The organism is Paenibacillus agilis, assembly GCF_007786455.1.
GTDB classification, from domain to species: Bacteria; Bacillota; Bacilli; order Paenibacillales; family Paenibacillaceae; genus Paenibacillus_B; species Paenibacillus_B agilis.
The window spans coordinates 746846-773418 of sequence record NZ_VNJK01000001.1; the positions used below are offsets into that span (position 1 = coordinate 746846).

At 49.2% G+C, this 26573-nt stretch carries 8 protein-coding genes and 3 pseudogenes; all 11 read left to right on the forward strand.

Going from position 1 to position 26573, the window contains the following annotated elements; translation table 11 throughout:
* The first annotated feature begins 201 nt into the window (after positions 1-201).
* The 11 genes and pseudogenes from FPZ44_RS03275 to FPZ44_RS03315 all read left to right on the forward strand — a co-directional run bounded on the left by FPZ44_RS03275 (position 202) and on the right by FPZ44_RS03315 (position 26569).
* Entirely contained in the window at positions 202-1059 is an 858-nt protein-coding gene (locus FPZ44_RS03275; protein ID WP_144987354.1) for a 4'-phosphopantetheinyl transferase family protein, read from the forward strand.
* Complete coding sequence (fabD, locus tag FPZ44_RS03280) at positions 1056-4349, forward strand: ACP S-malonyltransferase (RefSeq protein ID WP_144987356.1); 3294 nt, start codon at positions 1056-1058, stop codon at positions 4347-4349. Before FPZ44_RS03275 ends, fabD begins: the two co-directional genes overlap by 4 nt.
* Positions 4350-4431: 82 nt before the next feature.
* Complete coding sequence (gene hisC / locus FPZ44_RS03285; protein WP_144987358.1) at positions 4432-5496, forward strand: histidinol-phosphate transaminase; 1065 nt, start codon at positions 4432-4434, stop codon at positions 5494-5496.
* 153 nt (positions 5497-5649) lie between these two features.
* On the forward strand, positions 5650-11883 hold the full coding sequence (locus FPZ44_RS03290) for a beta-ketoacyl synthase N-terminal-like domain-containing protein (RefSeq protein ID WP_186785896.1): 6234 nt from the start codon (positions 5650-5652) through the stop codon (positions 11881-11883).
* A 24-nt stretch (positions 11884-11907) separates the two neighbouring features.
* Positions 11908-19629 (forward strand): annotated as a pseudogene (locus FPZ44_RS03295) (SDR family NAD(P)-dependent oxidoreductase); the annotation flags it as partial.
* Between the two features lie 333 nt (positions 19630-19962).
* Positions 19963-21789, forward strand: a pseudogene (locus FPZ44_RS26725) (type I polyketide synthase); the annotation flags it as partial.
* Positions 21790-22389: 600 nt separating this feature from the next.
* Positions 22390-23061, forward strand: a pseudogene (locus tag FPZ44_RS26730) (acyl carrier protein); the annotation flags it as partial.
* A complete protein-coding gene (locus FPZ44_RS03300) occupies positions 23062-23310 on the forward strand; it encodes an acyl carrier protein (RefSeq protein ID WP_144987363.1) in 249 nt (82 codons plus the stop codon).
* Positions 23288-24514 carry a beta-ketoacyl synthase N-terminal-like domain-containing protein gene (locus FPZ44_RS03305; RefSeq protein ID WP_144987365.1) on the forward strand — a complete coding sequence of 409 codons (1227 nt, stop codon included), beginning with the start codon at positions 23288-23290 and terminating at the stop codon, positions 24512-24514. The genes FPZ44_RS03300 and FPZ44_RS03305 overlap by 23 nt, the downstream gene beginning before the upstream one ends.
* 22 nt (positions 24515-24536) lie before the next feature.
* A complete protein-coding gene (locus FPZ44_RS03310; RefSeq protein ID WP_144987367.1) occupies positions 24537-25802 on the forward strand; it encodes a hydroxymethylglutaryl-CoA synthase family protein in 1266 nt (421 codons plus the stop codon).
* Complete coding sequence (locus FPZ44_RS03315; RefSeq protein WP_186785897.1) at positions 25799-26569, forward strand: enoyl-CoA hydratase/isomerase; 771 nt, start codon at positions 25799-25801, stop codon at positions 26567-26569. The genes FPZ44_RS03310 and FPZ44_RS03315 overlap by 4 nt, the downstream gene beginning before the upstream one ends.
* The last annotated feature ends 4 nt before the right edge of the window (positions 26570-26573 follow it).

Below are 26573 nucleotides of genomic sequence, written 5' to 3' on the forward strand. Positions count from 1 at the left end.
AAAGTATAAGCGTATGCACTTGTTTAGTAAGTAGATAGACTAGGTCTCCCTTAGTTGACGTTGCGGCGCGCTAAGGTGACACTAGTTCATATAAGAGTGAACAGGTAGTGTGCATGTCTGCAGACGAACGGGGGAAGGTGTGTCCGCAGGCGTGTTTGTTGTGTGTACATTTATAGTGGATTCCGGGAGGTCTTATCTGACATGATCAGTCTGGAAAGGGATGAACAGACACAATTGAAGAATATTCGATCCAGTCTGAAGCGCATCACTTGTTATTTAGGGCTACATACAGCAAGCGGATATGATCGAGTGGTTATGACAGTGTGCTCCTCGACAGGCAAGAGAGAAAGTACTGCCGAGTGGCTCCATCCAGATGAAGTAGCATATCTGGACAAGCTGCGATTTGTAAAACGCCGCCAAAGTTATTTAGCAGGTCGTTATGCAGCTAAACATGCTGTGGCGGCATGGATCGGCGCTAATATTCCGCTGCAGCGAATCGCGATTCGGCATGGCCAGTTGGAGCAGCCGATTGTCACAGCAGATGGTCATCCTAACATCCAGGTCAGTATTACACATTGTGACGGTGGTGCGGCAGCAATTGCGTTTCATGAAGCGATTCCGCTAGGCATTGATATGGAGCTTGTCCAGCAAGAGAAAAAGGATGTGCTGCTGAGTCAGATTACAGCGAGAGAATGTGACACTGTCAAACAACTCCCTTTTACCCAAACAGCTTCTTTAACACTGCTCTGGACTGCCAAAGAATCACTTTCCAAGGCGCTTAAGACGGGATTAACGGTGCCTTCTTATTTTTATGAAACGGTTGATGTAGAAGCTAATGCATCTTTTGTTTACGGCCGCTACGCTTTTTTCCCGCAGTATCGCTTCCTCTCCTTTATTGCTGGACCTTATGCATATGCCATTACGTTTCCTCGTCATGCCACACTGACAGTTCCTTTGGATCGTTCGCCACTTCTGCTTTCCGCATTTGCACAGCAATTACGTGTCAATACCCGCCGCTTATCTCGAAAACCAGGAAGTAGTTTAGGAGATAACCTATGAGCAAATCGATTGTGTTTATGTACGCTGGTCAAGGGTCTCAATATTTTGGGATGGGACAAGCCCTATTTGAGCAGGAGCCTGTGTTCCGCGAATGGATGCTTCGTCTTGATCAGGTGGCCACAACGATGATTGGCGAATCGGTCCTCGACAAGCTGTACAATGCCAATCAAAAACAGTCAGTACCTTTTGATCGTACTTTATTTTCGCATCCCGCTATTTATATGATTGAGATTTCAATGACTCAGCTCATGCTCTCATATGGTATATATCCAGATTATGTACTTGGTGAAAGCATGGGGGAATTTGCTGCGGCGACTGCGGCAGGGATGATAAGGTGGCAAGACGGTTTAGAGATGGTTGTCACGCAGGCAAAGACTCTTGACACCTATTGCGCAGCAGGCGGTATGCTCGCCATTTTAGATCATATCTCTATATATGCAGATAGCAGCCTACTGCACGAACATAGTGAGATCGCTGCTCAGCTGTCGGATACCCACTTTGTTGTTACAGGGAACAAGGAAGAAATTCAAATGATTCAGACTTTTTTGCATCAACAGCATATTGGACGGGAACTGCTCCCTGTATCTCATGCATTTCATTCCGGGCTCATCGACAGCGCGGCAGCATCCTTTAAGCGTTATTTATCGCAGAAGAACTTCATGTCTGGGAACATTACCCTCGTATCAGGAATAGACGGCAAACCGCTGCAAGAACTACCACTAGATTACTTATGGCAAGTTATCCGCCAGCCTATTGCATTGCAGAAAAGCTTTGCAACGCTTGAACATATAGGACCAGCCGTGTATATGGACCTAGGCCCATCAGGGGGAATGGCGAACATGGCCAAACGCTGCCTCGCTGCTCAATCCAAGTCAGAAATAAAGACAGTCATGACTCGTTTTCGGCAAGAAGGTACTAACTGGGAGAGGTTGAAGCAAGAGCGGGATGTTCATACACGAAGCACGTTGAATCATAAGACGATGGATAAAGGGGTCTGCACATCGAGTTATAAGTCGAATCATAAGGAGGCAAGACCGATGAAGGCATATGTGTTCCCCGGACAGGGATCCCAGAAGCGCGGCATGGGCGAGGGATTATTTGATGAATATCCGGACATGACGGCTCTGGCCGACAGCATTTTGGGGTATTCAATCAAGGAATTATGTGTGCAGGACCCAAATAACTTGCTCGGTCAGACTCAATACACGCAACCAGCATTGTATGTTGTAAATGCGCTGCATTATTTGAAGGCGATAGCTGCGGATGGCCCTCCGAATATTGTCGCGGGTCACAGCTTAGGGGAGTACAACGCACTATGCGCCGCGGGAGCCTTTGATTTTGAAACAGGGCTTCGTCTTGTGCAGCGTCGCGGTGTATTAATGAGCCAGGCGAGCGGTGGAGGAATGGCTGCAGTCATCGGACTAGATGAGGACAAGCTTCGACAAGCGCTTGAGGACCATGGTCTTGATCAGATCGACATCGCCAATTACAACAACCTGACGCAGATTGTGATCTCAGGTCCGCAAGAAGATATATTACAAGCACAGCAAGTGTGCGAAGCAGCAGGCGCGCGCCTTGTCATTCCGCTGCAGGTGAGTGGTGCATTCCACTCTCGTATGATGACAGCAGCTTATAACAGTTTTAACGCTTTCCTGAATGAATTCTCCTTTGGCAACCTGACAATCCCTGTTGTATCCAATGTAACGGCAAGGCCTTATGAGCAGCATCAACTGAAACAGCATTTAGCGAATCAGATCACACATTCGGTACGGTGGACCGATACGATTCGGTATTTGATGGGATTGGGGATAGAAGAATATCTGGAGATTGGGCCTGGCAATGTATTGACGAAGCTGATCGCATCAATTCGTAAGGAAGCGACCCCGCTTCTGGTTCAGAACGATATTCCTGCTCTTGTTCAGCCAGAACAATCAAGAGCGGTACAAGAGACGATTGGGATGACGCTTGGTGACCCTCGATTTAAGCGGGATTATGGGCTCCAGTATGCTTATATGATTGGAGCGATGTATAAAGGGATTGCCTCTGAACAAATGGTCGTGAGAGCAGGGAAAGCAGGCATGTTGGGTGTGTTCGGAGCCGGGGGACTAAGCCTTGATCGAGTCGAAGCGGCGATTCGCACCATTCAACAGCAATTGTCAGGCGGAGAGTCTTATGGGATCAATCTACTGCATGATCCAGAGCATCCGGAGAAGGAAGAGCAATTGGTTGATCTGTATTTACAATATGGTGTAAAAATTGTCGAGGCTTCTGCTTATATGGGGGTAAATGCTGCTTTAGTTCGCTACCGCGCTCGTGGGCTGAGTCGTCATCCAGACGGAAGTGTGCACATTGGCAATCGTCTCATTGCAAAAGTCTCGCGGCCGGAAGTGGCGACTTCATTTCTAAGTGCCGCTCCAGAACGAATTATATCCAAGCTATTGCTTGCAGGCAGCATCACGTCAGAGTCGGCGGAACTTCTAAGAGAAGTTCCGATGGCGGATGACATTTCGGTAGAGGCTGATTCTGGTGGACATACAGATCACCGTTCTCCTTATACATTGCTGCCAGCTATGATCCGTTTGCGGGACGACTGCATGAAGCGCTACGGCTACAGCAAGCGAATCCGGATAGGAGCGGCTGGAGGCATAGGAACCCCTGAGGCAGCACTCGCGGCTTACATAATGGGAGCAGACTACTTCGTAACTGGGTCGATCAATCAATGCACGGTAGAGGCAAATACTAGCGAGTCGGTTAAAGAGCTGCTGCAGCAGGCGGATATTCAAGATATGGATTATGCTCCGGCAGGTGATATGTTTGAGCTTGGGGCAAAGGTTCAAGTATTAAAGAAGGGCGGATTCTTTTCTGCTCGGGCGAATAAATTATATGAGCTTTATCGTAATTTTGATTCGATTGAACAGATTGATGAGCGCACACGTGACATGATCGAGGAGAAGTTTTTTCAGAAGACGTTTGAAGAGGTGTACGCTGAGGTTCGAGCTTACAAGTCGGAGGCAGAATTGGAAAAAGCGGAACGGGATTCGAAGTACAAGATGGCGCTTATTTTTAAATGGTATTTTGCTATGACGAATTTAGCAGCAATTCAAGGAGATCCGGCACAGCGTGTAAACTATCAGATTCATTGCGGCCCAGCGCTGGGCGCCTTTAATCAATGGGTGAGGGGCACTCATCTGGAGCATTGGCAGCAGCGTCATGTAGATGAGATTGGACGTAAACTATGTGACGAGACGGCTGAACTGCTTCGTAGACAAGTCTTGCAGTATGCGACATAAATCATAGGATTTGAATTGAAATGTTTACCAATGATTGCTATGATTTTGGGAGCATCTCAATTTGCAGGCTTGGAGGTAGACTATGTATATTAAACAATCGATAGAGCAGCTTGCACCCTATGTGCCGGGAATTCAACCTCAGATGGACGGCCATGTCATCAAGATCAACGCCAACGAGAATCCTTATCCTCCTTCACCTCAAGTGCAACAACTGCTGAGCGGGTTTGATTTTGCTCAGCTCCGTTATTATCCTGATGCAACGAGCCAACGTTTGCGGAAATTGATTGCAGCACATTATCAGTTGTCCTCTGATCATCTATTTTGTGGCAATGGTTCAGATGAAATTATTTCTTATCTTTTCCAAGTCTGTTTTGAGGAACAGGATACGATTGCTACGCCTTACCCTACGTATACGTTATACAAAACTATTGCTGATATCCATCGCGTTCATACCGTATATGTACCCACGCGAGATGATTTCACCATCGATACACAGGCACTAGCACAGACAGGAGCGAAGGGTCTATTTATTGCCAATCCTAACGCGCAGACCGGATTGCTTTTGTCTTTGACCGAAATCGAGGAGTTGCTTAAGCAATATGACGGGCTTGTTGTCATTGATGAAGCCTATATAGAGTTCGCACCCGCAACAGCCTCGGCATGCGAGCTTGTAGCGCGATATCCGAATCTGGTTGTACTGCGCACTTTTTCTAAATCCTATTCTTTATGCGGTATTCGTGTAGGCTACAGCTTGGCTAATCCTGTTCTTGTGCATGCATTGGACAAATGCAGAGACTCCTATAATGTCAGTCATCTAAGCCAATTGCTGGCGGAAGCAGCTTTTGAAGATCAAGCTTACTTACAAAGCACCGTCAAAAAAATAGTGGCAACTCGCGAGCGGGTAACGGCGGCGTTGACTGACCTTGGCTTTGAAGTGCTGCCTTCAGAGGCCAATTTTGTGTTATGCAAGCCTGTGCACGGCAGCGCAATTGATATTTACGAATTTTTGAAGGCCAGACATGTTTACGTGCGCTATTTTGACTCTCCGCGTCTCTCAGACAAACTGAGAATTACGATCGGTACCGATGCAGAAATGGATGTGCTGCTGAAATATTTGCATGAGTTTACTGGAGTAAAGTCGGTATAACGAAGCAGTGGGTGGGATGGATCTAGGTAAGACAGGATGAGCAGGTTACACTCACATCGGAATGCGAAAGCAAGGAATAGCACAGACTGAACGTCTTTTTCTGTTCAGTCTGTTTGGCGTGTCTTAATTCTGTTCAGGAGGCGAATGTACAGTATGGACCATATAAGTGGCGAAGTTGATGCGCCAGAGCAAGTAGTGGATAGAAAGGAAATTGCTATCGTTGGCATGTCTTGTCGATTCCCGGGAGCCGAGCATTACGATGCATTCTGGGAATTACTCGCAGAAGATCGCTCCAGTGTAAATGAGATACCGCGTGAGCGTTGGGATTGGGCATCTTATTGGGGAGGACAGGATGGCGAAGGAAATACCAGCTACAGTAAATGGGGGGGATTCATAGACGATGTGGATGCTTTCGACCCTCAATTTTTTGGCCTGTCAGCCCGAGAAGCAGAGACGATGGACCCTCAGCAGCGCGTCATGCTGGAGCTGGCTTGGAACAGCTTTGAGGATGCGGGTATCCCTCCTTCTCGCTTATCAGGTTCTAATGTGGGCGTATACATCGGCGTATTTAATTACGATTACAAGGAACTTCAGGAACAGCCTTCGTTAGTCATCCAAACGTATCATTCCACAGGAACTGCATCCGCGGTTATCGCCAATCGCATCTCCTACATTTTTAATTTTAAGGGACCAAGCCTTCCGATCGATACTGCTTGTTCCAGCTCATTGAATGCTATTCATGCAGCTGTTCAGTCGCTGCAAGCGGGCGAGTGCAAAGTAGCGCTTGCAGGCGGCGTCAACTTGCTGCTGACACCGACTCGTCATATCTCGTTCGCTAAGACAGGTATGCTGTCTCCAACAGGCTCCTGCAAGACGTTTGATGACAGTGCAGACGGCTACGTTCGCAGTGAAGGCGCAGGCATGGTGGTACTCAAACCATTAGCTCAGGCTCTCGCTGACGGAGACCGAATTTACGGAATTGTCAAAGGGAGCGCCATAAATCATAACGGTAAGACGCATACATTAACGTATCCGAATCCGGAAGCGCAAGCAGAGGTCATTTGTGAGGCTTATCGCCGAGCAGGTGTGTCTCCATTAAGTATTAGTTATATTGAGACTCATGGAACAGGCACACCTAAAGGGGACCCTCTTGAGTTTCAGGGTTTGTGCACGGCGTTTAAACAGCTTGCAACAGAGGAAGGGGCAGTACCTAAGAAGGGCTATTGCGGACTAGGTGCAGTGAAGTCCAACATTGGACATCTAGAAGCGGCCGCCGGCATGGCAGGGGTTATTAAGACGCTGCTTGCCTTTCAACATAAGCAATTGCCTAAGATCCACCATTTTCAACGTCTGAATCATCGAATTAAGCTTCGACATACCCCATTTTATATGCTTGATACACACAAGCCATGGAAAGCGCTCAGGGACAAAGAAGGAAATGCGATGCCGCGGCGTGCAGGAGTCAGCTCGTTTGGGTTCGGCGGCACCAACGCGCATATTTTACTAGAAGAAGCTCCAGAGCAACAGCATAAGAAAGGGCGAAAGAGCAGCTATCCGTATTACCTGATTTGCTTGTCGGCGAAGACGGCAGAGGCGCTAAAGGCGAAGCAGATCGCATTAGCAGCTTGGCTGAAACAGGGGACAGAGGAGGCAAAGTTGCTGGATATAAGTGCGACATTGCTTGCCGGCAGAGAGCATTTCGGAGTAAGAGCGGCACTTGTTGTCTCCAGTATCGAAGAACTTAGACAAAAGTTAGCACAAATTATGGATGGAGAAGATACGGAAGGATACTATGCAGGGCCTGAAGATGTACATACAACAGTGAAAAGCAGCACTGAGATACATGTTCGCAAAAGGATATCCGTCAAAGGAAGCAGCAGTGTCGCCTACAAAGATAAGCTGATTCGACTAGCGAAGCAATATGTAGAAGGCGAAAATTTGGACATAACTGCTTTGTTTGAACATGCCGTTTACAGGCGGTTGGCATTGCCGACATATCCATTCGCAAAAGAAAGACATTGGCTGCCACGCCCTGAACAAGCACACGAAGCGCAGCATTCCACTACAATTGATGGGCCTCCAAAACACGAATATCTCCATCCCTACTTACATCGCAACACTTCTAATTTGCACGAGCATCGCTACAGTTCAATATGGACAGGACAGGCGGGCGGTTTACAGACGGACGTAACTGAATGCAATAGTCCAAGCTTCACTGCGCTATCGTGTCTTGAAATGGCTCGTGCAGCACTGGCACTGTCGGATACGAGGGCGGCGTACAAATCCAATTCATTTTATATTCGGCTGCAGGATGTGCTATGGCCTGAATGGATCAGTGCTGCTGCAGAGCAGCATGAGGTGCATACTGCACTAGTGCCATTCGCAGATGGGAAAATCGGGTACGAAATATATCGGGATGCGGTGGCGAGTGGGCAGGATATTATTTACTGTCAGGGGCAACTGCAGTGGCTAGATCGGACGGCTGAAAAAATAGAAGCCTTACTCGTGCCGGAGCTGAATTTAAGCTGGAAGACGGCAAGTATTCCTGCACATCTACCTTATATAAAGGAGTCTTATGCTCAAGAAGACGCATATCTCGTTCGTATTCAACTACCGTTGACATCCGGAACATCTGACTTATTTAATCTCCATCCCATATTGTTGGAGACGGCGATTGAGAATGTGATTGAAGTCGACACTGCACTATCCGGCCAATTTACTTGGCGTGGAGGCGGTTTACCTGTAGCCCTGCATGAACTGGACATTTACGGGGCGTGTACTTCTGATATGTGGGTTATGGTGCAGCGGCGTGACAAGGAAGAGCAGGAAGATTTACTTGAGATCGACATGATGGTGTATGACTCAGCAGGGAACTGTCAGCTTGCCGTAAGAGGACTCCAGCTTAAATTAGTACAGGTAGAACAGACAGGGAATGAAGGTTCGGCAACGGCCGAGAAACGAGAATGGAGCTGCCTGCAAAAGAGGTGGTCGCCGCAGCCTCTGGTTAGAGAGAAGCTGTATGAAGGGGCAATTGCGGTATTAACGAGTCCAGCTACCGAACATATTGCGTCAGCACTTAGTCAAAAGCTGGCGATTCATCAAATGGTACTGCTGCATGAGGGTACATTACAAGCGCAAGCGGGTCAACAGGAGCAGGATTGGAGTACATTCCGCGCCTGGATTGACATAACAGGCTGTGGGGAGGTAGAGACTCACCCTTCATGGGAGGGGATTCCGCTGCTGCAGCAAGCCGTCGAACAAAGCCGTGAGAAGGGGCTCATTCTTTTAGGCGTCACGCAAGGGCTTGAGGTACTGCATAACGAGTCTATCCATCGTGCAGGTGCCGCTCGTGCAGCATTGTACCGGATGCTGCAAAGTGAATATAGACATTTGGTCTCGCGCCACGTCGATGTAGATGCGCTGGCGACAGCAGAGCATATTGCAGAAGTCATCGCTGCCGAACTGGAAGCTGGCGGGGAAGCGGTAGAAGTATGCTATCGGGAGAATGTACGGTACAAGGCAGAACTGCAAGCGATTGATATCGCTCAGGCAGCAGAGCTAGATGCTAATGCTCAACGTGTAGCAACTCTTCATGACGGAGATGAAAGTAATCGCTCTTTTGCTTTTGCCAAGGAGGAAGTGTTGTGGATTACCGGTGGAACACGCGGATTAGGCTACCTCTGCGCACGGCATTATGTCGAGCAGCACGGCGTTAAACGTCTTGTGCTGACCGGTAGAGAAGAGCTTCCCCCACGTGAACTATGGGATACGGACTTGACGGCATCCGCTAAAGCGAAAGTTGATGCTATTCGTCAGCTTGAGGATCTTGGAGCACAAGTCAAAGTGCTAGCTTTGCTGTTGTCAGAGCAGGAACTTGTAGAGCAGCATGTACAGGCGATTCGTGCCGAGTGGGGTCCGATTGCGGGTGTTATTCATTGTGCAGGAAGCTGGGACCTGGATAATCCAGCCTTTATTCGCAAGCCTCTCGATGTATTTATGCAGGTGGCTGAACCGAAGACGACCGGCTTCGAAGTATTACTAGCGTGCTTAAAGGCAGAGCCTTTAAGATTTTTTGTGCTGTTCTCCTCCGTATCAGCCATCATCCCGACGCTAGGTGCAGGAAGAAGTGACTATGCCATGGCGAATGCATATTTGGATTATGCCGCCGAGGCTTATCGCACTGCTTGCCCAATCGTCAGCATTCAATGGCCGAGCTGGAAAGAGACAGGTCTAGGCGAGGTAAAAAATAAAGCCTACGATGATACAGGCCTGTACAGCTTGACGAACAAGGAAGGGCTGCATTGGTTGGACACGATCGTAACAAGCGGTATCGGACCTGTTGTTATGCCAGTGGTTATCCAGCCGGATAAGTGGAATCCTGCACGATTGCTGGATCGTTACATGGTTGAGGCTTCTACTGGACTAGATGAAGAAGTCAACAAGACGAAGCTGTCTCGTACAAAACCTTTACAGACATGCGAATCAGATACCGATCTGCTGAAGCATACGGAAGCGTGGCTTACGTCCTTGCTGGCCAAGGAATTAAAGACAGAGCCAGCGAAGCTCGCAAGTGAAGTGCCATTTCAGGACTTCGGTATAGACTCGATTATGCTGGCCCAAATTGTACGGCAGATGGATCGAAGCTTGCAGGGGGTAGCTGTGGATCCGGCTGCGTTTATCGAACAAGGAACGATAGCGAGCATGACACAATATTTAATCGAACATCATCGCGAGGCCTTATTAGCAAACACAACCGCAGATACAACCTTAAATACTGAAGCACACCCTAGCCTTCATACAGACATTAAACCAAACATAAACACACCTAAAGACTTAAAAACAGAATTAAATATTCAGTCCGATAGTAAGCTAGGTACAAAAAAATCCGTAAACTCCATACGGAATCGCAGCGTGCCATCTGAATCACAAAGGGAAACCGCCAATCGCGACAAAATTGCCGTTATCGGCATGGCGTGCCACTTTCCACAGGCATCTAGTCTAGAATCATATTGGGAAAATCTTCTTCTTGGCAAAGACAGCATCGGCGAGGTCCCGTTATCGCGCTGGAATTGGCGGGACCATTACGAGCCGAGCGGGCACAAGACAGGCAAGAGTCTTAGCAAATGGGGCGCATTTCTGGAGCAGATCGAATATTTTGACCCCGGTTATTTTCATATTTCGGAGGCACTGGCGGAGCAAATTGATCCATTACAGCGACAATGGCTTGAGGTCAGCGCAGAAGCACTTGCAGACGCGGGATTTGGAAAACGGGACCTGTGGGGCAAACGAGTGGGTGTATTTACGGGTACCCGAACGAGCAATTTCGGTAGTAAATACTGTGCTACCTCGAAGGATGTGCTCGTTGCGACAGGACAAAACTTTATTGCGGCCCACTTGTCCCACATTTATAACTTCAAGGGCCCGAATATGGTTGTTGATGCAGCGTGTGCAAGCTCGTTGACCGCGATTCATTTAGCTGTACGCAGCATCCAGAGTGGTGAAGCAGAGATGGCACTTGCAGGTGGCGTGGAAATATTGCTTGATGAGTCAATGTATTTGGATTTGAGCGCAGCCAAAATATTGTCGCCAGAAGGGCGCTGCCGCACGTTCGATTCTGCGGCAAACGGCATTGGCTTGGGCGAAGGCTGCGGTGTGCTTGTATTGAAGCCGTTACAAGCTGCTATTGAGGATGGTGACAAAATATATGGTGTCATTGACGGTACGGCGATTAACAATGACGGCAATACGATGGGTGTGACCACACCGAACCCGGAGGCACAGCGTGAACTGATAGAGGCGGCCATCGAAGATGGAGGCATTCATCCAGACACCATTACTTATGTCGAGGCGCATGGGACAGGAACTTTGATTGGAGATCCTATTGAATTGAAGGCACTTACGCAAGTCTTTGGCAAATACACTTCAAATAAGCAATATTGCGGGGTCGGCAGCGTCAAGACCAACCTGGGCCATCTTTTGAGCGCAGCTGGCGCGGCCAGCATGATTAAAGTACTGCTCTCCATGACGGCAGGGGAATTGCCTCCTACGCTCAATTGCAGTCATCCGAACCCAAGGTTTAATTTTGATGATTCTCCATTCTATTTAGTGAGGGAAGCGAGGCCTTGGAAAACAGAGCATCAAGTGCTGAGAGCAGGTATTAGCTCCTTCGGACTAGGCGGCAACAATGCACACATTATTGTCAGCGATGAAGGGATTCCTGACTCACTGCGCGCAACGCTGGTTCCAAAGGCAGGCAGGGTGGAATTTAACCGACGGAGATTCTGGCCACAACCTTTGCTTGTTGAAGAAGACCTGCAGCGAGAGCAGGAGACAGTGGAAGAGGATGGATTTGCAGGATTTTTTGAGCCTGTCCAGATTACGAGGTAAGGAGCATTGCTAATGATTAGTCAAATGCAAAAGCAAGAGAGTTACTTGCAGCGAGTTACGCATGGCAACTTTATCGTTCGGGACCACCTGGTCCATCAGATCCGCACGCTGCCAGGAGTTACGCTTCTAGATATGGTATATCGCCTGTCCCTGCCCTATTTGGGCACACAGGCTATTGAACTGCGTAATATTTTGTTTATTCAGCCTGTAGTGACATCACCCCAATTCGATCAGGAAGTCAACGTTACGTTTACTCCAGAACCAACGCATGTTCAAGTAAGAGTGACGAGCAGGAAGGTACGCGGCGACCAAGTCGTAGAGCCTGAATGGCAGGCTAATATGGAATGTACTTTATTCCTCAGGCAGGAGACGCATCCGACGAATAAGTTCAGGGATATCTCATCTTTGATCAGTCAGGCTGATCAAAAATGGGATATGGATGATATCTATGGCGTGGCACGGGAAGCAGACATTAACCACTACACATTTATGAAGACCTTAGGAAAGGTTTATCGTCATGAACAAGAAGAGGTTATGGAGCTGCGGTTAGGTGAGCTGGCTGAAAAATATCGCTCAAAGTTCTATGCTCATCCGGCCTTCCTTGACGGTTCAACCTTTGCAGGCTACTCGTTCCGTTTGAGTGGTGAACGCAGTCATTATTTTGATGAAGGAAAAGCATACATTCCTTTTATGATTGGTCGCTTCTGCATCTATAAGTCGTTGCCCGCTACGATTTATACGTATACACATCGATCAACTGACGATGAGGCCAGTGTGTCGGGAGCGCTGGATGTGTTTTCTACTAACTTGGAAATTCGTGACGAGTCAGGGGAACTGTTGGTTGAATTTGAACGCTTAACCTTAAAGCGCATTCGAGAACTGCAATCGATACAACGTTTGGTGGAGCTGGAGCAGGATCGGACGGTATCTTCGAACAGAGAAACACTTTCTGTTACTGTAGACAAAGAGCAGTCATCTGTACTAGTTGATCCAGGTGCAGGTGATGCACGTCAGGCAGAAGAACAAGAAGAACATGAGGAACAAGAGCCTGTGCTCCTCGCTGAAGCTTATTTACGGGAACAGATTGGCCTTGTCCTTAATACCCCACCGGCAACTTTGAATGCACAGACTGGCTTTTACGACCTAGGACTGGATTCCACGGAGCTGCTTGGACTTGTAAAATTGCTGGAACGACGGTTAGAAGCACAGTTGTATCCGACGCTTTTGTTTGAATATGCGACGATTGAACGCTTATCCGAATATTTGGCGGAACAGTACGCTACTGCTTTTCTACAATTGTATGATGAGCGTGATGGCCGCCCAGAAAGCAGCCATGTAGAGATGGCGGCCAATCCTAGCATGGCTGCGACTGACATGAATACGAAGACTGATACAGCCAGTGCAGCAAGTATGCGGGGTGAACGTATACAAGAAACCGCTTCAGCAGCGGGTGCCTCACGGATCGGGACTTCTTTGATGAATCACAAGCGTGCGGAAGAAGATAGCGCATCAAGACAGATTGAGGATGCGGACGACGAGCTCTTATTGTACGAGCGCCAGTGGCAGCATATCCCTAGCAGCGAATCTGTTGGCTGGGATGAGACGAATAGCTACTTGGGCGACTTAGGGAGCTTTGCATCGGCTAAGCTTGGAGCGCGGCAGAAGTTATGGTTGTTCGGAGCTGCTTCCCGACTACAGACAAATCTGCAGTCGGTGTTATCTGCCGAAGCTGCTGCTGACGTGGCTGCGCTGGATTCAGAGCTCACGACAGTGCCTGCACGTCTTGAGCTTATGTTCAAGCAGGCACTCGAGCATATTCAGCAAGAGCTTCAGCAGCGTACAACGGAGCAAGTACGCTATTTGATCGTAGCGGATACAGATGATGAGCTTGGACACTATGCTGCGGCATTGGAGGCAATGTTAAAAACCGCCAGTCTAGAACAGCCGCGTATTGGCGGCAAAGTAATTTTGGTAGACGGTCTGTTGAAAATGTCCACTCCTCAGATCATCAAGCTGCTGCAGCAGGAGTCCAGCTCGTTTAGCCCAGGGGAAGAGACAGTGCTTTATCAAGGCGCATCGAGAGAACGCTATGTAAGACAATGGGTGACTATACCGCAAAATAACCGCAGTCACAAACTCGCACTCTCTCTAGAAAGATCTGAACTCTCAGAATTAGCGTACAAGCCTAATGGCACGTACATAATTACTGGAGGGTTAGGCGGACTAGGATTATTGGTAGCGGAACATATTGCGGCACAATTTCCCGTTAAACTGGCATTAATAGGTCGTTCTACCGTACGTCCTGCACAGGAGGAACGTATCAGGCGGCTGCGAGAACAAGGGACCGAAGTGATTGTGCTGCAGGCGGATATGGGTGATGAAGCAGAGGTAACTGCTGCTTTTAGCCGTATAAAGGATCAGTTCGGTACAGTTAACGGGATCATTCATAGTGCAGGTGTCATTAAGGACGAGTATATTGTACGCAAAAATATAGAAGAGCTAAGCGCAGTATTTCACCCTAAGGTACATGGCTTGTATGCGCTTGATCAGGCAAGTCGCGAAGAACGATTAGATTTCTTTGCGCTGTTCTCTTCCATCTCTGCTGTTATTGGAAATATCGGCCAAGCTGACTATGCAAGCGCCAACGCGATTATGGATGTGTTTGCAGTGCGCCGAAATGCGCAAGTACAAGCTGGAGCACGACAGGGAACGACCGTTTCTTTTAACTGGCCATTATGGGTAAATGGAGGCATGCAGATTGACGCTCAGATGGAGCGGATGCTGTTTGCATCTTCCGGGTTGCGACCACTGCCCAACGAAGCAGGCTTACAGGCGTTGGATGCGGCGCTTGCGGCAGGTAAAGCACAAGCAGTAGTGCTGTATGGAGCAGCGGGCGTAATCCAAGATACTTTTATGGGTAAAATCGAGAGCCGTCAGTCATCTTCCTTTACTGCGGAAACGAGCGAGATTGAGGTTAGCTACGGACCCGACGATATAGCTGTTATCGGGTTGTCTGGACGGTATCCGCTTGCCGGCAATGTGGAACAATTCGAGCGTAACCTTCGCGCCAAGCGTGATTGCGTAACAGGATTTCCACAGGATAGATGGGAAGGGCATTCGTTCGGCTATGAGGTCGATCAATTTTATAAATTCGGCGGATTTGTGGATGACATCGACAAGTTTGATCCGTTGTTCTTTAATATGTCACCTCGTCAGGCGGAGACAACAGATCCACAGGCCCGGTTATTTTTGCAAGCGGCTTGGGAGGCATGTGAGGATGCTGGTTATTATCAGGACCGAGCTGAGCATCATTACGTATCTGCCGGGGAACATACGGTTGGTGTATTTGCAGGTGTATTTTGGAGTCATTATGAGCTGTTTGGCGCCGATTTGGCCCATCAAGGGGTTCCTATGTCTTTTGGAAACAGCCCTGCGGCAATTGCTAATCTGGTATCCTACAACCTTAATCTGCACGGGCCATCCATGGCGGTGGATACGATGTGTTCGTCCTCGCTAACTGCAATCCACCTGGCACGTGAAAGTATTCGCAACGGGGAATGTCACTTTGCTCTTGCGGGGGGCGTCAATCTAGTCACGCATCCGCACAAATATATGTTCCTGAAGCAGGCACAATTTCTGTCCTCGGACGGACGCTGCCGCAGTTTCGGTGAAGGCGGCGATGGTTATGTGCCAGGCGAAGGGATAGGAGTTGTCCTGTTAACGACGGTTGCTCGGGCAGAGCGTGAAGGGTATCCGATCTACGGTATTATCAAGGGTTCTGCTATTAATCATGTCGGCAAGACGTCTGGTGCAACAGTGCCTGATCCTATTGCACAGTCTGAAGTCATCAAGGAGGCGCTTGGCAAGTCTAACGTTGATCCACGAACGATCAGTTATGTAGAAGCACATGGAACGGGTACTTCGCTTGGCGATCCGATTGAAATTCAAGGGTTAAACCGTGCCTATTCTGCCTGGACGAAGGATAAGCAATTTTGTGCAATCGGCTCTTCCAAGTCTAACATTGGGCATTTGGAGGCGGCAGCGGGCATTGCTGGATTAACGAAGCTGCTGCTGCAGCTGAAGCGTGGTGAGTTGTTCCCGTCTCTTCATGCCGAGGAGGCGAATCCGTTTATACCGTTCACGGATACTCCATTTTATCTGGAGCGTGATGGAGGACCATGGCAGCGGCCTGAGTTGGCGCTCGACGGTGAATTGAAAATGTATTCAAGACGGGCTGGACTAAGTTCCTTTGGTGCTTTTGGAAGCAATGCCCATCTAATTGTTGAAGAATATGTGCCCAATTTAAGTAGTAGTCAATCCGATAAATGGGACGGTGCGGGGAGAGAACCAGGTGCAGTAATCATTCCACTATCTGCGCGTAGTGAAGATAGACTGTTGGTAAGCGCCAAGCAGCTGCTTTACTTTTTAACGGAAAAAACGGCTAGTATCGATCATGCGCCAACGGCTGAATTGCGTGAACAGGTCAAAACGGATATTTTGCACCAGTTAGGTGAACTGCTTCATGTATCCGCAGGTGAGCTGGATGCTACACATTATTTCGTAGAGCAGAACGTGGACCATCTGCTGCGCCATCGTTTGTACGAGCGGCTTGAGGAATTATGGGAGATGTCAGATTGGGAGGCATATACGTATCAAGCCAGCTCTGTTATTGAGTTGGTAGACCTGTTGCTCGAGCATGAGCGGGATACGCTTGCTGTTATCTATGCGTCTTCGGGCGCCTCTAATGGAACTGCTAAGGCACCTTCAATTGATAACGTGGAGAACATCGTACAACATCCTTCCGTTAACTTGTCTGAGCTGGCTTATACGCTGCAGGTTGGAAGGGAAGCCATGGCAGTGCGCTATGCGTGTGTTGTCAGCTCTTTAGATGAACTGACCAACAAGCTGACAGAGCTGATAGCAGGACAAGTATTTTCCAGCAGCTATCGAAGCGAAGGCCCAATTACGCAGACTGCTTCTTCAGTCGTACTACACGCTCGGATGAGCCAGAACGAGTTATGCAGTGCAGCAGAGCAATGGGCGCATGGATCTAGATTGAATTGGCATACCCTCTATGCATCTTTGCCAAGGCGAATTCATTTGCCAACCTATCCATTTGCAGGGGACAAGTATTGGGTACCTAAGGTAGAACAGCAAGATACAGTGCTGTCACGTTTGACAAAAGTGCCAAATGCAGCTGAAAACGTACTGCATCCACTATTACATCGGAACACGTCCGATTTAACGGAACAACGGTATAGCTCATACTTTACGGGCGAAGAAGGCTTCTTGGCAGACCACGTGATAAACGGACGAAGCGTGTTGTCAGCTGCGGCCTGCTTGGAAATGGCACGGGCTGCTGTATTTGAGGCGGCTGCGCCTTTGATGGAAGATGAGCGACGACTAACGTTTAAGCAGGTCGTATGGACAAGACCTATTGTTATAGACGGGTATAAAGCAGAGTTCCATATTGGCTTGTTTGCAGAGGATAATGGCGGTATTGCGTTTGAAATATACGGAAATGAATCAGAGGCGTCTTACACACAGGGCAGTGTTTCGATCGGGACTGAGATCGAACAACCGCGTGTTCAGTTGGAGCGCTTACTTGAATCGGCCAAACCAAGCCGATGGAGCACGGAACAGTATTACGCAGCATTTCAACAAGCTGGTCTCGCGTATGGTGTGGAACATCGTTGTATGGAGCAGATATACCTCGGAACTGATGCAGCTATCGTCAAGTTGCGCTTGCCTGAACGTGAATTTGGGTCTGCGGCGGACGCATCTTTTATGCTGCACCCAGGCTTGCTGGATGCAAGCTTGCAGGCAACGCTTGTCTTGATGCAGGGGGGAAGTGATAGTTCGGCTGAGCTACCGCAAGTATCCTTAACCGTACCTTACGCTTTGAATGAACTGATCATGTTTGATACAACGGCTTCTACGATGTGGGCGATCGCACGATTCAGCGCAAACGGACCTTCCTCAGACACAACACATACCTTTGATATTGACGTATGTGATGGAGCGGGCAATGTGTTATGGCGCCTTTTGGGCTTATCAGCCAGAACCATGAAGGCGGAAGTGGCTGATGTCGGCGTTCTAGTCTATGAGCCAGCATGGCGTAGTAGTGATCTGTCGGCCCATACACCTTCTACAACGCTGCAGGCCCGACACAACATTATCCTTTGCGGACTGAAAGGTATAGACGACCGTCTGCTCACAGAACTGATGACGGAAGCTTCCTGCAAGTCACTGTGGACAGATGAGCAGCACTTAGGGTTGAAGTTTCAGTACTATGCCGTCCAACTGCTTGCTTATATTCAGCAAGTGCTGACAGCTGGCGGCACAGATAAAGTGCTGCTGCAAGTAGTCATCCCGACTGCAGATGACGGCAAGCTCCTTGGTGGCCTGAGCGGCATGCTGAGAACGGCCCATTTGGAGCATCCGCGTTTGCTGTGGCAGATCGTCGAATTCGACCATAAGCCAGACGCGGTGGCGTCTCACTCAGGCGCATCCTCAAACATTCTTGCTGAATTGGCACAAATGTTAAGAGCCGATGCTAGCCTAAGCCAACAAGGCGACCTTCATATACGCTATCGTCAGAATAAGCGATATGTAAGGGAATGGAAGGAACATCATACTCGTGATCAGATTGGCAAAGTGCCGTGGCGGAACGAAGGGGTTTACTTAGTTACGGGAGGCATAGGAGGACTTGGCCAAATCGTAGCAAAAGATATCCTCAATCGTGTAGAACGACCAATCGTGGTGCTGACTGGCCGTTCTCCGTTTAATGAAAGTGTACAAACCAAGCTGAGTGCATTAAAGACTGGAGCACCGCTTGCTGTGATTGAATACGTGCAAACTGACGTAGCGGATCTACCTCAGGTTGAGGCGCTTATGAATGAAATTCATGCTCGCTACGGGACGCTGAATGGTATTATTCACAGCGCTGGCGTAACACGTGACAGCTACATCCTGAAGAAGACCCCATCAGAACTGGCAGAAGTGTTTGCTGCCAAGACGATGGGAATCGTTCACCTTGATCAGGCAAGTCGTCATTTCCCGCTTGAGCTGTTTATTATTTTCGGCTCGCTTGCGGGAGCATTGGGCAACGCGGGGCAAGCTGACTATGCGGCAGCTAATGCTTTTGCAAGTGTGTACGCGGAATTGAGGGCAGAGGCGGTAAGATCTGGGCTTTGCTCGGGCAGCACCTTAACATTGGATTGGCCGCTCTGGCAAGACGGGGGCATGGCGGTGGACGTAGAGAACGAGAAGCGACTGCGCCATCACTTCGGCATTATTCCGATGCGTACTGCTTCTGGAATAAAGGCATTGTTTGATGGATTAGCTTTGCAAGCACCGCATCTAATTGTGCTGGAAGGCGAATTGGCGCGGATGAGAACTCGTATGGCAGCCATTGAGAGCGGGGCTAATCGTGAAGCGAAGCAGTCGGTAGGCTGGAACGAGGCTGCAGCTGCTATGGCGGTTGCTGCCGGTACACGCGCAGAAGCAGGAGGCAGAAATGCTTCGCTTGTAAAATCAGAGATGGAAGCAGCGCTTGCAAGGCTGGTCTCTCAACTGCTTAAGGTGAAGCCGCAAGATATAGAGCCCCAGCTTAAATTAAGTGATTATGGGTTTGACTCGGTAACGTTTACGGAGTTGACGAATCGATTAAATGAACAGTTTAAAGTGGATATTACTCCAGCCATCTTTTTTGAATATGAGACGATCCAAAGCTTTGCAGACTACTTGGTTAAAGAACACTACGAGATGATTACTTCAATGCTCCTACCTTCTGAAGCAATGAACGAAGAGTTGCTACATCAAGTTGGGAGCATAGAGGGGGCAGTCGAGCAGGATAAAATGCCAATGCCTCGTCGTGCTCGATTTGCGCAAAGCGCCTCATTTGCATCAACTTCTTTGCACCGCTCTGCGCATGCAGATGAGAACGACCATACAGCTAGAGCCTCTGCATCTGACCTCCCTGACGCACAACAACATCGAACAACACCATTTACAAGCAACAAACAAGAACTAGCAGGCCATCTGGGCGGGGGATCTGTATCTGATCTACAAACCGTGCCAGAGCAAGTTGCGATTATTGGGATGAGCGGCAAGTTTCCAATGGCTGACGACTTGGAGGAATTGTGGTCAAATTTGGTGCAGGGCAAGGATTGTATTACCGAAATTCCTGCTGATCGCTGGGACTGGCAATCCTATTTTGGCGACCCTGCGATGGAGCCCAACAAGTCTAATGTGAAATGGGGAGGCTTCCTGAACGGGATCGCTGAGTTTGATCCGCAATTTTTTGGTATTTCACCACGAGAAGCAGAGCTGATGGACCCGCAGCAGCGACTGCTAATGACATACGCGTGGAAGGCGCTGGAGGATGCTGGCTATGCAGCTGCCAGCTTGGCGGGATCTGATACTGGCATATTTGTCGGCACCGCAAGCAGCGGATACAGTGAGCATGTCTATCGAGCGGGCTTGCCAATTGAAGGCTACACTTCCACCGGCAGTGTTTCTTCCGTAGGTCCTAACCGTATGAGCTACTTTCTAGATCTTCACGGGCCAAGTGAGCCGATCGAAACGGCTTGCTCCAGTTCACTCGTAGCCTTGGACCGGGCTGTAGCTGCTATTCAGAATGGTACTTGCCGCATGGCTATTGTCGGTGGGGTGAACACCATATTGTCACCAGAACCACATATCAGCTTTAACAAAGCGGGGATGCTGAGCGAGGATGGCCGCTGCAAGACATTCTCGGATGCTGCCAACGGGTACGTTCGCGGTGAAGGTGTAGGCATGCTGGTATTGAAAAGGTTGGATGAAGCGGAGCGGGACGGTGATACGATTCATGGCGTCATTCGTGCAACTGCTGTTAATCATGGCGGCCGTGCGCAATCCTTAACGGCTCCTAATCCGAAGGCACAATCGGCATTATTGCAAGCGGCTTACAGTAAGGCAGGGATTGATCCTCGAACGGTGACATACATTGAAGCTCACGGAACGGGAACTGAGTTGGGTGATCCGATCGAAATTAATGGCTTGAAGGCGGCATTCCACGCTTTATATGAAAGAAGAGGGCTGCCGGCAACAGCTCAACCACATTGTGGGCTTGGCTCCATCAAGACTAATATTGGGCATTTGGAATTGGCGGCAGGAATTGTGGGTGTGATCAAAGTTCTGCTGCAAATCAAACATCAGACGCTTGTCCAGAGCTTGCATTGTGATGCGGTGAATCCGTACATCCAGCTCAAGGACAGCCCGTTCTACATTGTGCAGCATAAGCGGGAATGGACGGCACTTCGTGATGAGTACGGCAATGTGGTGCCGCGCCGTGCGGGAGTAAGCTCGTTTGGCTTTGGCGGTGTCAATGCGCATGCAGTCATTGAAGAGTATATTCCGCAAGCCAAGCCAAAAACACAGCAGGCGTCTTCCGTAGAAGCAAAGCCGGTTGTTATTGTGCTGTCTGCGCGGAATGAAGATCGGTTGCGTGATCAGGCTGCACAGTGGCTGGCCTATCTGGATGCGGGTAAGCTGGAGGATTCGAAGTTGGCCGACGCCGCTTATACCCTGCAGACAGGAAGACAGGCGTTCGAAGAACGAATTGGAATTGTAGTTGTGTCTGTGCAGCAATTGCGTGACAAGCTCACGCTTTACGTATCAGGTGAACAATCAATCTCAGGCTTGTATCGAGGTCATACCAAACGAAGCAAAGATCTGGTGTCGTTGTTTGCAGACGAAGATTTGAAATTGGCGGTTGAGGCTTGGTTTGCCAAAGATAAGCATCATAAGCTGGCAGAGATCTGGGCACGGGGTCTGGACATGGATTGGAAGCCAATGTATCAAGATGTCTTCCCGCAGCGGATAAGCTTGCCGACTTACGTGTTTGCACGCGAACCGTATTGGGCTGGACAACGAAAATCTATATCTGTGCGACATGAGAATGTGGGTCAGCATAGTCTAAGTCATCACGTAAACGGAGTGGAGACATCGCACCCTAACGATCATCGCCATCCGACTACTGTGGCCTCCATTTCGATTAGCCAGCTTGGTCAGTCACTTGCGGCAATGGACGGGGCTGGTCATACGAGCCAAATTCTACGAGACACACTCCAAACAGAATCGTCAAATCGTCAGCATGAGCAAATGGAATGGAGAGACACTTTGCAACCTGCGCTTTCTTCTCCTGCTCCTGATGCTCCATCGCTATCTGTCTTAAACCATGTAGCAGCGAAGCCGACAGGCATCGAGCTTAAGCCTGCCAGTAATAGGCCGTTAGAGGCCAGCCATTCATCGGCAGCCGAGAGAGCGACTGTAAAGCTGCGATCACTTTCGGGCTATGCAGCTGAAAACAATCACACTGGCGTAGCGACTGCTGTGCAAGCTGTCCCGATACCATACAGTGTACAGCCTCTAGTTAATGAACGGTCAGGTCAGACAACTGTCAAGAACGGGACGGAAGCTGCTTCAGTGCTGGCACAGCGGCTGCAGGAGGAATTGACTTCAAGCTTAGCAGAAGCGTTATATTTGAGTGCTGCGGATATCGATCCAGATAAGCCATTTATAGAGATGGGATTGGACTCGATAATCGGGGTAGAGTGGATGCGTACCATTAATCGTCGCTATGGCACTACTGTCCCGGCCACAAAAGTGTATGACTACCCGAATGTACGTGCTCTAGCATTCTATTTAGCTAATCAATTGCAACAGGTTGAGACAAGTCTTTTATTGACTCCGACAATAGCCGAACACAAGACAATTGCTGAGGGACAGCGCTTTTCACCACCAGTCTCAGCTATCTCCGTACCCGATTTCCCAATAGAAAGCAGGCAAATCGATTCGCTGCTGCAACAACTTACTATAACACTAGCGGAAGCTTTGTATTTAACGACCGATAAGGTTGATCCCGAGGCCAAATTTATTGATCTTGGCCTGGATTCGATCGTTGGTGTTGAATGGCTGCGTGCAGTAAACCGGCAATATGGAACAACAATTACAGCAACCAAGCTGTACGATTATCCGACACTACGTGAATTCGCCGCACATCTAAGTTCGCGCATGGTTGATTCTGATGATTCACAGCCGTCTGTCGATCACGTGCTGCAGCAAGTACAAGCAGGCAAGCTTGACATCCAGCAAGCAGAAAAGTTGCTTATAACATTAGGAGGCGTCGTTTAAATGGACAAGGAACAAATTTTTAACATTGTTATCAATCATAGTCGTGAGTTGATGCCAGAACTCGAAGAACACACGTTTCAATATACAGACCGTTTGACAGATCTAGGCGCTAATTCTGTCGATCGGGCCGAAATTGTAATGATGACGATGGAATCATTGTCGCTGCAGATTCCTCGTGTTGAATTGTTTGGCGCAACCAACATTGGTGAATTGGTGGACCTTATTTATGACAAAATGCAGCTCGTCTAATGTGTGGATCACCGGAGCGGGAATAACTTCTGCAGTAGGACAAGGGCAAGCGGCATTTGCTGATGCGCTTTTCCGTGGTGATCATGCTTTTGGCATCATGGAGCGGCCGGGACGGCAGAAGGAGAGCAGCTTTATCGGGGCGGAATTGGCCCCGATGCTGCCTGCGGACCGAATCGCTAAGCGTTTATGGCGTGGAGCATCGCTTACCAGTCAAGCCGCGCTGATCACGCTGCTGGAAGCGTGGGAAGAAGCGAAGCTGGACAATGTAGATCCGACGCGGATCGGCCTAATTATCGGTGGCTCAAATGTACAGCAGCGTGAGCAACTGCTCACCTACGATACTTATGCGGATCGCCCACTCTACACGAGACCAACTTACGCGCTTACTTTTATGGATAGTGATCTATGCGGTACGTGTACGGAGCAGTTTAATATCAAAGGATTCGCCTACACGGTAGGTGGGGCTTCAGCAAGTGGTCAAGCTGCGGTAATTGCTGGAGCAGAGGCGATTCGTTCCGGTCAAGCTGACGTTGTCATTGCTCTGGGTGCCCTGATGGATTTATCTTACCTGGAATGCCAGGCATTGCGCTCGCTTGGAGCAATGGGCTCTGATCGTTATGCGAATGAACCTGCTGCGGCTTGCAGACCTTTTGACCGTTCGCGAGACGGATTTATCTACGGAGAAGCCTGCGGTGCGATCGTTCTTGAGCGTGCGGAGCATGCGGCGGATCGCGGACAAAAAGCTTATGCCCGAGTTGCCGGATGGGGCATGGCAACGGATGGCAATCGGAACCCGAACCCTTCAGTGGAGGGAGAGACACGTGCCGTGCAGAAGGCGTTGAGCTCCGCAGGGATCGGTTCAAGTGAAATTGATTATATCAACACGCATGGGACAGGTTCGGCAATTGGGGACGAGACTGAATTACAGGTCATTCGCGATTGTGGTCTTGCCCATGCATATTTGAATGCGACCAAGTCGATTACAGGTCATGGACTTAGTGCAGCGGGCAGCGTGGAACTAGTAGCAACACTGCTCCAGCTCAAGAATGACAAGTTGCATCCCACTCGCAATTTGTATGAGCCGATCGATCCAACGCTGCGCTGGGTCGCGGATCAGTCGATGGGCCATGAATTACGGAACGCATTAAGTTTAAGCATGGGATTTGGCGGCATGAACACAGCCGTTATTTTGCAACGACTATGAACGGAAAGCAGGGAGAGGGCAAATGATCTCAGCAGGAATAGAAGCAATGAATGCTTTTGGAGGTACGGCAAGCCTAAATGTGATGGAGTTGGCTAAATATCGAAAATTGGACACAGGCCGATTTGAAAATTTGTTAATGGTAGAAAAGTCAGTCGCACTTCCAAATGAGGACCCCGTAACGTTTGCGGTGAATGCAGCAAAGCCAATCATTGACGCGATGTCCGAAGCGGAAAAGAATCGGATTGAGATGCTGATTACTTGCACGGAATCGGGTATCGATTTTGGTAAATCCATCAGCACCTATGTTCACCATTACTTGGGGCTGTCGCGCAACTGCAGGCTGTTTGAATTGAAACAAGCCTGCTATGCGGGGACCGCTGGCTTTCAGATGGCTGTTAATTTTGTGTTGTCGCAAGTATCGCCGGGTGCGAAAGTACTGGTCGTTGCTACGGATATCTCTCGCTACTTGAAGGTTGAAGAAGGGGATGAATTGTCACCGGATTGGTCTTTTGTGGAGCCCAGTGGCGGGGCGGGCGCTGTGGCACTGCTTGTTTCGGAGCAGCCGGTAGTCTTTCAGGTCGATCCTGGCGCCAATGGTTATTATGGCTATGAGGTCATGGATACCTGTCGACCAGTGCCTGATAGCGAAGCTGGTAATGCGGATCTATCACTGCTCTCTTATCTAGATTGTTGTGAGCAAACCTATCTGGAATATGAGCGTCGGGTGAGCGGGGTTCATTATCGGGATACATTTGATTATATGGCGTATCATACGCCTTTTGGCGGCATGGTCAAAGGCGCTCATCGCACGATGATGCGCAAGATGGTCAAAGCAAAATCCGCCGAGATTGAGCAGGACTTTGCAGAGCGCGTGCTTCCAGGCCTGCACTATTGTCAGCGAGTCGGCAACATTATGGGGGCCACGCTGTTTCTTGCGCTGACCAGTACGATTGATTTAGGCACGTTTGACGTACCGAAACGAATTGGCTGTTTTTCATACGGATCAGGGTGCTGTTCAGAATTTTTCAGTGGTGTCGTGACACCTGAGGGGCAGGAGCGTCAACGTCAACTGGCGATTGGGCACCAACTATCAACGCGTTATTCGCTGGCCATGGATGAGTACGAAGCCGTGCTGCAAGCAAGCGATATTGTCAAGTTTGGCACACGCAACGCTAAGCTTGACCCGTTGTTTATTCCACAGGCCGTGACCAAACATGCAGGACCCCGACTCGTGCTTGATGAAATACGCGATTATCACCGCATATACAAATGGTCGAATGTCACATGAGCAGCCATTACGAGACCATCCGTATTCGTCATCAAGGCCCAGTGACATATATCCAGTTGTACAGGCCAGATGCGGACAATTCAATTAATGGCCGTATGATCATGGAATGTTCGGAGGCACTAATGGATTGCAACAATCATGCCAGGGTCATTGTGCTGGAGGGATTGCCGGATGTGTTCTGCTCTGGTGCCGACTTTAAGCATGTAAGCAGTTATGATGCAGCAGGATCCGAGGCCCTTGATGTAGCTGCTCCCCTCTATGCGTTATGGGAACAGTTGGCTAACGGACCGTATGTCACAATTGCACATGTAAAAGGAAAGGTAAATGCGGGTGGCGTGGGCTTTGCAGCAGCTTGCGATATGGTTATTGCAGAAGATTCGGCGCAGTTCAGTTTATCGGAAATGCTGTTTGGTTTGTTTCCGGCATGTGTGCTGCCCTTTCTCATTCGTCGTATAGGCTATCAGCGATCACACTATTTAACGTTATCCACGCAAGCAATCAGTGGACGCCAAGCGTATGAATGGGGGCTGGTTGATGCGGTTGGACCTGACAGTGAACTGCTGCTGCGGAAGCACCTCCCGCGACTGACTCGGATATCAAGGGAAAGTATTGTGTACTACAAGTTATACATGTCCAAGCTTCGTGATGACATATCGGCTGCTAAGCCAGAGGCGATTAGGGCTAATCAAACGATGTTTGCCGACCCCTCCAATCGTGAAAGGATCAGCCGTTATGCCGCGACAGGACTATTTCCATGGGAAGCCTAGGAGC